8 protein-coding genes and 1 pseudogene are annotated in these 6,496 nt (G+C 60.6%); 8 read left to right on the forward strand and 1 reads right to left on the reverse strand.

What is annotated here, in order from left to right:
• From F8J34_RS02605 to F8J34_RS02640, 8 genes and pseudogenes are all read left to right on the forward strand, one after another.
• Positions 1-446, forward strand: a pseudogene (locus tag F8J34_RS02605) (hypothetical protein); the annotation flags it as partial.
• The gene (locus F8J34_RS02610) at positions 428-1,375 is read left to right on the forward strand and encodes a ribose-phosphate pyrophosphokinase (protein WP_297056251.1); all 948 of its coding nucleotides are present in this window, start codon (positions 428-430) and stop codon (positions 1,373-1,375) included. The pseudogene F8J34_RS02605 and the gene F8J34_RS02610, both read left to right, overlap by 19 nt.
• 19 nt (positions 1,376-1,394) lie before the next feature.
• A complete protein-coding gene (locus F8J34_RS02615) occupies positions 1,395-2,000 on the forward strand; it encodes a 50S ribosomal protein L25/general stress protein Ctc (protein ID WP_297056253.1) in 606 nt (201 codons plus the stop codon).
• A 2-nt stretch (positions 2,001-2,002) separates the two neighbouring features.
• Entirely contained in the window at positions 2,003-2,590 is a 588-nt protein-coding gene (gene pth, locus F8J34_RS02620; RefSeq protein ID WP_297056255.1) for an aminoacyl-tRNA hydrolase, read from the forward strand.
• Positions 2,587-3,084, forward strand: a complete 498-nt coding sequence (locus tag F8J34_RS02625; RefSeq protein ID WP_297056256.1) for a phosphate-starvation-inducible PsiE family protein — start codon at positions 2,587-2,589, stop codon at positions 3,082-3,084. The genes pth and F8J34_RS02625 overlap by 4 nt, the downstream gene beginning before the upstream one ends.
• Positions 3,074-4,621, forward strand: coding sequence for a glutamine-hydrolyzing GMP synthase (gene guaA, locus F8J34_RS02630; RefSeq protein WP_297056258.1), 1,548 nt, complete (start codon positions 3,074-3,076; stop codon positions 4,619-4,621). The genes F8J34_RS02625 and guaA overlap by 11 nt, the downstream gene beginning before the upstream one ends.
• 4 nt (positions 4,622-4,625) lie before the next feature.
• Positions 4,626-5,177, forward strand: coding sequence for a Uma2 family endonuclease (locus tag F8J34_RS02635; protein WP_297056260.1), 552 nt, complete (start codon positions 4,626-4,628; stop codon positions 5,175-5,177).
• Entirely contained in the window at positions 5,174-5,698 is a 525-nt protein-coding gene (locus tag F8J34_RS02640) for a hypothetical protein (protein ID WP_297056262.1), read from the forward strand. Before F8J34_RS02635 ends, F8J34_RS02640 begins: the two co-directional genes overlap by 4 nt.
• Positions 5,699-5,829: 131 nt before the next feature.
• Here F8J34_RS02640 and F8J34_RS02645 read toward each other — a convergent pair.
• Positions 5,830-6,496: DUF4143 domain-containing protein (locus F8J34_RS02645; RefSeq protein ID WP_297056265.1), on the reverse strand; the 667-nt coding region annotated here is incomplete at its 5' end.

Raw genomic sequence — 6,496 nt, forward strand, 5'->3', positions numbered from 1 at the left:
ATGCCACGGCTTTCGCCCGGGGGATAGGGGACGAACTTTCTCCCTTCCCTGAGACCCCGGCCTGGTATCTGGTGGTGGTTCCCCCTTTTCGGGTCTCCACGCGCTGGGCCTATCAAAATCTGAGATTGACAAAAGAGAAAACCCCGCTTAATTATGGGCCGAAAGCCCCGGAAGGGGCTTTAAATTTTGAAGGGGTGCTTGAGAACGACTTTCGGGCCGTGGTGTTTGAGCGGTATCCGGAACTTTACGAGCTGGAGAGGGCGCTTCTTTCCGCCGGGGCTAAGGCCTGCGGCCTTTCCGGAAGCGGCTCGGCGCTTTTCGGGGTCTTCGCCGAGGAGGAAGCCGCCCGCCGGGCGGAGGCCGGGCTGGTTACCCGGTTTCCGGCTTATGCTTTTTATGTGGTGACCAATTACAAGGAGGGAACCCCATGTTCATCAATCACCTGAAGATCTTCAGCGGCACGGCCAACCCGGAACTGGCCCGTAAGATCTGCGAGTATCTGGCCGTCCCCATGGGACACATGGAGATCAAGCGTTTCAGCGACGGGGAGATCTTCGTGGAGATCAAGGAAAATGTCCGGGGGGCGGATGTCTTCGTGGTGCAGCCCACCTGCACCCCGGTGAACGAACACCTTATGGAGCTTCTCATTATGGTTGACGCCCTGCGGCGGGCCTCGGCCCGGCGCATCACCGCGGTGATCCCTTACTACGGCTATGCCCGTCAGGATCGCAAGACCGCCCCGCGCACCCCTATTTCGGCCAAGCTGGTGGCCAACCTCATCACCGTGGCCGGGGCCCGGAGGGTGCTCACCATGGATCTTCACGCCGGTCAGATCCAGGGGTTCTTCGACATTCCGGTGGATCATCTCTTCGCCGCTCCGGTGCTTCTGGAATACCTGCGGGAGACCTTCCGGGACGAGGAACTGGTGATCGTGTCGCCGGATGCCGGCGGGGTGGAGCGGGCCCGGGCCTATGCCAAAAGGCTGGATGCCGGAATCGCCATCGTGGATAAACGTCGGCCCGGTCCCAACCAGAGTGAGGTCATGCACGTGGTGGGCGAGGTGAAGGGCAAGGTGGCCATCATTCTGGATGACATGGTGGACACCGCGGGGACCATGTGCAAGGCCGCCGAGGCCATCAAGGAGCGCGGGGCCAAGGAGGTCCACGGCATGGCCACTCACCCGGTGCTCTCCGGCCCGGCGGTGGAACGCATCAAGAAATCGGCCCTAAAATCCCTGGTGGTCACGGATACCATCCCCTTGCGGGAGGAGGCAAAAGCGATTAAAAAGATCAAGGTCCTTTCCGTGGCCAGACTCTTAGGGGAGGCCATACGCCGCATACATGCGGACGATTCGGTAAGCTCCCTTTTCGTCTAATTCCGAAGGAGGTTGAGGCATGATACAGGTACCGTTTACCGTGGAGGTCAGAAAAAAGACCGGAAAGGAAATAGCCAAAAAGCTGCGCCGGCAGGGACTCATTCCGGCCATCCTTTACGGTCCGCAGACCGATCCCCTTCCCCTTACCGCGCGGCTTAATGAACTCAAGAAGATCCTCCTCCGCCATCGCGGAGAGCAGATCCTCTTCAACCTTACCGTCCAGGAGGACGGAAAGAGCGAGCAGCGCATAGCCATCATCAAGGAGCTCCAGTATCATCCGGTAACCGACGAGATCATTCACGCCGACTTTTACGAGGTGCGCATGGATCGCCCGGTGGAGGTGGACGTGCCGGTGGCGGTGGTGGGCAAGGCCAAAGGGGTGGAAAAGGGCGGCATCCTGGAGATCCTCATGCACGAGCTCACCGTAACCTGTCTTCCGGACCGCATTCCGGACCGCATTGAGATCGATGTCTCGGAGCTTGACGTAGGGGATACCCTTCATGTGCGGGACCTCACCCCGCCCGAGGGGGTGAAGTTCGCCGAGGATCCGGGGGCCCCGGTGGTGACCATCGTGGAGGCCGAGGAGGAGGCCGCCGAGGAGACGGAGGGCGAGGCCGCGGAGTAAAGATGTGGCTTTTCGCGGGGCTGGGGAACCCCGGCCCCGAATACTTCTTTACCCGGCACAACCTCGGCTGGCGAGCGGTGGCGCTCCTTGCCGAGGAGCTGAAGCTTACCTTTAGGGAGAATCCCTCCTTAGAGGCCCTTATCGCCGAAGGGAAGGAGGCCGTTTTGCTCCTTCCCCTCACCTACATGAATCTTTCCGGAAAGGCCGTGGCCGGGGCGACAGAACATTACCGGATCCCTCCGGAAAGGGTGCTTCTCGTCCACGACGACCTCGATCTTCCCCTGGGGCGGATGAAGATTGTCCCCCGGGGAGGAAGCGGAGGACACCGCGGGGTGGCCTCGGTGCTCGCCATGCTCGGGACCGAAGAGATCCCCCGGCTTAAGCTGGGGATCGGGCGGCCGCCTTCCGGGATTTCCGTTCCGGACTATGTGCTCTCCCCTTTCCGTCCGGAGGAGGAACCGGTGGTGGAGAAGGTGCTTGAGCTTTCGGTTGCGGCCATGCGGACCATCCTCCGCGAGGGGCTTCCCAAGGCCATGTCCCTTTACAACCGAAGGGACCTCCTTCAAAATGAAAGGGAAGGTGCAAGATGAGCCCCAGAAAAAAACCTCCCCGCCGTTCCGGGCTTGACATCTGGTTCCAGGAGAATTTTTTGCGCATGGAGCGCATCCTCTACATCCTGGTGGCCATCGGGATCATCCTGGCCACCCTGGAGGTGATCTACGACGGATTCCACGCCCTCCTTCGGGCCTTTGCTTACAAGGACTTTGCCCTGGGGGTCTTGAAGGTCATCGATCGCTTCCTCATCGCCCTCATGTTCCTGGAGATCCTTTACACCGTGCAGATCGTCTTCGGGGAGGAATATCATCTTCAGTGCGTGGAACCCTTCATCATGGTGGCCATCATCGCCCTGGTGCGAAGGCTTCTCATCCTGGCCTTCGAGATCTCCCACGGGGAGGTGACCCCGGAGCGGGTGAAGCTTTACATGCTGGAGATGGCCCTGGTGGGGGCCCTGATCCTGGCCCTGGTGGGGGCCACCATCATGCTGCGGAAGATGCGCAGGGAGGAAAGAAAACATGCGTCCTGAAGAGGCCATCTTAGTCCTGGATTTCGGTTCCCAGACCACGCAGCTTATCGCCCGCAGGGTAAGGGAACTCAAGGTCTATAGCGAGATCCGGCCCTGTACGGTTTCCTTGGAGGAGATCCGGGCCTTTCGCCCCAAAGGGATCATCCTTTCCGGCGGGCCGGCCAGCGTCTATGACCCCGGGGCCCCCATGGTCCCGGTGGAGCTTTTTGCTCTGGGGGTTCCGGTGCTGGGGATCTGCTACGGGATGCAGCTCATGGCCCATCTCCTCGGCGGACGGGTGGAGAGGTCGGTAAAACGCGAATACGGGCCGGCGGAACTCCGGGTGCTTTCGGTAGAAGACCTTTTCGCCGGCCTTGATCCTTCGCGGAGCTTTCGGGTCTGGATGAGCCACGGCGACCGCATTGAGGTCTTACCCCCGGGCTTTGTGCCCCTTGCCGAAAGCGAAAACTCCCCCTATGCGGCCATGCGGCATAAAGAAAAGCCCCTCTTCGGGGTCCAGTTTCACCCGGAGGTGGCCCACACCGAGATCGGCCGCGAGGTGCTTGCGAACTTCGTCTTTCGCATCTGCGGCTGCCGTCCCACCTGGACCATGGAGTCCTTCATCGAGACCACGGTGCGCGAGATCCGCAAGACCGTGGCCCCGGAGGAAAAGGTAGTCTGCGCCCTTTCCGGAGGGATAGATTCCACGGTGACCGCCCTTCTGGTGCACCGGGCCATAGGGGATCGGCTGGTCCCCATCTTCGTGAATAACGGCCTTCTGCGCAAGGGGGAGCCCGAGGAGGTGCTCTCCCTCATGGAATCCCTGGGGCTTTCGGTGCGCTATGTAGATGCCTCGCGGAGGTTCCTGGAAAGACTTCGCGGGGTGACGGACCCGGAGGAGAAACGGCGTATCATCGGGCACACCTTCATCGAGGTCTTTGAGGAGGAGGCCCGAAAGATCGGCGGGGTCAAGTGGCTGGCCCAGGGGACCCTTTATCCGGATGTGATCGAGAGCGTTTCCTTCCGCGGCCCTTCGGCCACCATCAAGACCCATCACAACGTGGGCGGGCTTCCGGAAAGGATGCAGCTTAAGCTCATCGAGCCCCTGCGGGAGCTTTTCAAGGACGAGGTGCGGGAGATCGCCCGGGAACTCGGGCTTCCTAAAAAGGTGGTCTGGCGGCAGCCTTTTCCGGGGCCGGGGCTGGCCATCCGCATCCTGGGGGAGGTCACCGAGGAGAGGCTTCGGATCCTGCGCGAGGCCGACGCCATCGTCACCGAGGAGATGCTTGCAAGCGGCTGGTACTACCGGGTGTGGCAGAGTTTTGCCGTGCTGGTCCCGGTTAAGACCGTGGGGGTCATGGGAGATTACCGGACCTATGAACACGTGGTGGCCATTCGCTGCGTGGAAAGCCAGGACGCCATGACCGCGGACTGGGTGCGCCTTCCCTATGAGCTTCTCGCCCGGCTCTCAAACCGCATCATTAACGAGGTTAAGGGGGTAAACCGGGTGGTCTATGACATATCCTCCAAGCCTCCGGCGACCATTGAATGGGAGTGAGGCCATGGGTGAAGCCGCAAGGGTCCCGATAAGCTACACCGTCTCCGACTGGGAGACCTGGGAGGGCGACTGGGAGCTTATCTACGGGCAGCCGGTGGCCATGGTGGCCCCGGCCCTGCGCCACCAGTGGTTCGTCTATCGCTTAACCCGGGAGCTTATGGATCAGTTTGAGGCCTGCGAGAAGACCCGGTGTCTTGCCCTTCCGGGGGTGGCCTGGGAGGTGGCGGAGGACACGGTGCTGGTTCCGGATCTCGTGGTGGTCTGCGAGGAGGACCTGGACCAGAAACGCCTCCTTCGCACCCCGGAGATGGTGCTGGAGGTGGTCTCCCCGCACACGAGAAAGCTTGATGAGACGGTAAAGTTTGAGATCTGCGCCCGGGAGGGGGTGCGCTACTACGTTCTGGTTTATCCGGAAAAGAGGCTGGCCAAGGTGTGGCGTCTTTCCGAGGGACGCTACGTGAAGGAAGGGGATTTCTTCCGGGGAAGCATGCGTTTCGAGGATCTTACCTGTCCGGCGGAGATCGACTTCACCCGGATCTTCTCCGAGGGCCCTTGAGGGAACTTCCGCGCAAGCTCTTTCACCTCTCCGGCCTCCTTTTCCACCCCCTGGCCTTAGTCCTTGGCGACTACCGGCGGCTTTTCTTCCTTTCGCTTCTTTTGGCAATCACCCTCTTTGAGACCCTGAGGCTTACGGGATGTCTTAGGCTTCCGGGAAGGCTTTCCTCCCTTTTAAGGGAAGGCGAGTTTCGGCGTCCCACCGGGACCTTCTACTATCTCTGGGGGGTGGGGCTTTCCTTTCTTCTTTTCCCCTTGAAAGCGGCCCTCTGCGGGCTCTGGGTGCTTGCCCTCGGCGATGGAATTTCCGGGCTTTTCGGCCGGGGCCCTCTCCATCACCTGGTCTTTTTCGCTCTTTCCCTCTGCGTGTTCCTCTTCTTCGGTCTTCCCTTCGGGGGAAAGATCCTTCTTCTTTCCGGAGTCCTCACCCTGATCGAGGCCCTGCCTTTCCCCGACGATAACCTCATCCTTCCCCTGGCCACCGCCCTGGGGGTGAGGATTTTGAGTAGCCTTCCGGGGTAGAGCTTTGAAAGCAATTCCCGCGGATAAAGCCTCTCCTCTCTTATACTTTCAAGATTTAGCATCCTTACCAAGGGGTAATCCTATTCCCAAAAAGTTCAACTTTTTGGGAGGGAGGTTCCCGTTTAGTAGGGTTAAGAGCCCGAAAGGGCGGTCTGACCTCCGCCGGGCCATCCGAGAAGAAGCCAGTCGGGAAGGGCAAAGACGCTTTCGGTGAGCGGGAAGATCTCCTCTCCCCGGTAAATTACCAGGCCCAGGCGGAGACGATTCCCGAAGAGGCGACGACCGCGTTCAATGGGGGTGGCGTCCTTCCGATAGACCTTTTCCCGGGCCTTCATCTCTACCGCCACGAATCCGGCCGGAGTCTCAAGAAGGAGATCCACTTCCAGGCCGCCGGCCGTGCGCAGATAGAAGGCCGAAAAACGCAGGCCTAAGGAGCGCAGGGTGGTGAGGATCTGGGCGGTGATGGCGTTTTCGTACTGTTCGCCGGTTAGTCCCTGAAGTTGTCCGGAAAGCACCCTCTGGAGCCCGGCATCAAACCAGATGAGTTTGGGACTTTTAATCAGCCTTACCGCGGGATTTCCGGCCCAGGCCGGAAGGAATAGGATCTGATAGGAGAGTTCCAGGTAACGCAGGTAGCGTCTCACGGTGGCCACGGAGATACCGGCGTCCCGGGCAAGTTCCGAGTAGGAAAGGATACGGGCCGCCCGAAGGGCGGCTAACCGGTGGCAGAGGAGAAAGGGTTCAAGGTCCCGCAGACGAGCAAGGTCGGCGAGATCTCTCTCGAGATAGGTGCTCTGG

The organism is Thermosulfurimonas sp. (assembly GCF_015491435.1).
Classification (GTDB): domain Bacteria; phylum Desulfobacterota; class Thermodesulfobacteria; order Thermodesulfobacteriales; family Thermodesulfobacteriaceae; genus Thermosulfurimonas_A.

Excerpts from the sequence above, each read along its gene's own strand:
- F8J34_RS02625 (WP_297056256.1), top strand. The coding sequence starts at position 2,587 with ATGAGCCCCAGAAAAAAACCTCCCCGCCGTTCCGGGCTTGACATCTGG.
- F8J34_RS02610 (WP_297056251.1), top strand. The coding sequence starts at position 428 with ATGTTCATCAATCACCTGAAGATCTTCAGCGGCACGGCCAACCCGGAA.
- F8J34_RS02635 (WP_297056260.1), top strand. The coding sequence starts at position 4,626 with ATGGGTGAAGCCGCAAGGGTCCCGATAAGCTACACCGTCTCCGACTGG.
- F8J34_RS02615 (WP_297056253.1), top strand. The coding sequence starts at position 1,395 with ATGATACAGGTACCGTTTACCGTGGAGGTCAGAAAAAAGACCGGAAAG.
- pth (WP_297056255.1), top strand. The coding sequence starts at position 2,003 with ATGTGGCTTTTCGCGGGGCTGGGGAACCCCGGCCCCGAATACTTCTTT.
- guaA (WP_297056258.1), top strand. The coding sequence starts at position 3,074 with ATGCGTCCTGAAGAGGCCATCTTAGTCCTGGATTTCGGTTCCCAGACC.